Source organism: Rickettsiales bacterium (assembly GCA_033762595.1).
Lineage (GTDB): Bacteria > Pseudomonadota > Alphaproteobacteria > Rickettsiales > UBA8987 > JANPLD01.
In genome coordinates this window covers 1-2,194 of record JANRLM010000122.1, presented here as the reverse complement: position 1 = coordinate 2,194, position 2,194 = coordinate 1, and the positions used below count along the sequence as shown (strand labels likewise).

The following is a 2,194-nucleotide window of genomic DNA, read 5'->3' as shown; positions in this document are numbered from 1 at the left end:
ATTTTATTTTTTCCAATCTCATTTTGAATTTTAGTAAATTCATCAATCATAGTTTTAGAGGTATTTTCAGTAAAACTTGAAATTCTTACATAGCCAACATCGCCGTAAACCTTGCTCTTGACAGATCTAACCTTTATAATATCTCTGATAATTTTAAGCTCTAAAGGCTTTTTTTCACCTTCTCTAACAATTTTCAAATCAATACTAGTTTTTGGTTTGCCACGCATTTTTTTAACTGCTTCACTGATTGTCATACCATAAACTGCTTGCCCGTTGATATGACTAATGTAATCACCAGCTTTGATGCCAGCTTTGAACGCAGGAGTATCATCAATAGGTGCAACAACATAAACAAGGCCATTTTTCATAGTAACTTCAATGCCAAGACCACCGAATTGCCCTTTAGTTTGCTCTTTCATTTCCTTGAAATCCTCAGAATTCATAAAGCTAGAATGAGGATCAAGACTCGTTAACATTCCATTAATTGAAGCCTCAATAATTTTTTTATCAGAAACTTCTTCAACATAATCTTTGCGAACTTTTTCAAAAACATCACCGAAAAGCTCAAGGAGCTTGAGGGTTTCTTCACGAGAGAGTTTTTCAACAGGCTCTTTTTTTTCAGAATTTTCTTCCGCGAATGAGTTTAAGTAGATTGGAGAAGTGAGGATTTGCAAGGCAGAAACAAGACAAAATATCGCAAAAAGTTTTTTCATATTTTCAAAAATATCTAATTTATTTTATGAAAATATATAGATTAAATTTTAATTATCAAATTTAATGTAATTAATGATGGTTATATTGAAATTTTGTTGTTTTTCCAATTTAGTGTCATCCCGCATTTATTGCGAGGTTAATTGAAAAACAAGATTAAAACTTAAGTGTAGAAACGCTTTCAACCATTAACACCGCATTTATTGCGGGGTGACAATTGGTGTTTATTAAGTGCAAATACTAAAAAATCTCTATGCAACTTTTTGTGTTTGGTTGCTACAATCGGTTTCTTTATATTCATTCAATTCTTCTTGCTTAAGTCCTAGTTTTGCAAGCATTTCAATATCTTCATTTTTAGAAGGGTTTGGTGTAGTGAGAAGTTTTTCACCATAGAAAAATGAATTTGCGCCAGCCATTAAACATAAGGCTTGCTTTTCCTCTGTCATTTCCTCTCTGCCTGCTGAAAGCCTAACATAAGAAGCCGGCATTATAATTCTTGCAACTGCAATAATCCGAACAAATTCTATGAAATCCACTTCATCATTTTTATCAAGTGGTGTGCCTTCAACTTTCACCAACATATTAATTGGCACAGAGGTAGGTTGTTCAGGAAGATTTGCAAGTGTAACAAGCATTTTTAAGCGATCATCAATTGTTTCACCCATTCCAACAATGCCACCGCAACAAGTTTTCATTCCAGCTTTACGAACATTTTCAAGCGTTTCTAACCTATCTTGAAAAGTTCTAGTAGTGATAATTTTTGAATAAAATTCTTCTGAAGTATCAATATTGTGATTATAATAATCAAGCCCTGCATCAGCGAGTTTATTTGCTTGATTTTCAGTTAGCATTCCGAGTGTCATACAGGTCTCAAGGCCAAGAGATTTAACACCTTTTATTACTTCTTGTAATTCTGGAATGTGCCTATCTTTTGGGTTTCGCCAAGCTGCACCCATACAAAAACGGCTTGCACCAGCTTCTTTAGCCTTTTTTGCAGAGTTTAGAATTTCATCAATATCAATAAGTTTGCTTGCTTCCAAACCAGTGTTATATCTTGATGATTGTGGGCAGTAAGCACAATCTTCAGGGCAACCGCCAGTTTTAATGCTGAGCAGAGTTGAAAGCTGAACTTTATGCGGATCAAAATATTGCCTCAAAGCCTGTTGTGCAGAGAAAATAAGATCATTCAATGGTTGGTTATAAAGATTTTTAACTTCCTCAAAACTCCAATTATTTCTTATTTCAATTTTATTGAGCATTAGAAAAATATTAAATTCAATGCCTTATAGCAATAAGTAACTATAAAGTAAAGTCGCAACAAAAATTTGTTAGAATTGTATTTTGCAAACTAGAACCCTTGATATTTCTCTAGATAATTCTAAAACTACTAATAAATTTTGCTGAATATGAAAAAAGAAATACAAATCGCTAGGGAAGTTATTGAAAGGGAAATTGAAGGTTTGAAAGCGTTAGAAGATGCTTT

Annotated in this window: 2 protein-coding genes; both read right to left on the bottom strand. The window is 33.1% G+C overall.

The window, feature by feature from the left end; all coding sequences use genetic code 11:
• On the bottom strand, nt 1-713 hold a 713-nt coding region (locus SFT90_08415; protein MDX1950497.1), incomplete at its 3' end, for a PDZ domain-containing protein.
• A 249-nt stretch (nt 714-962) separates the two neighbouring features.
• Nucleotides 963-1,970: a biotin synthase BioB gene (bioB, locus tag SFT90_08410; GenBank protein ID MDX1950496.1), complete on the bottom strand. Its 1,008-nt coding sequence runs from the start codon at nt 1,968-1,970 to the stop codon at nt 963-965.
• Between the last annotated feature and the right edge of the window lie 224 nt (nt 1,971-2,194).

Coding starts and splice junctions, on each gene's coding strand:
- bioB (MDX1950496.1), bottom strand. CDS start 1,970: ATGCTCAATAAAATTGAAATAAGAAATAATTGGAGTTTTGAGGAAGTT.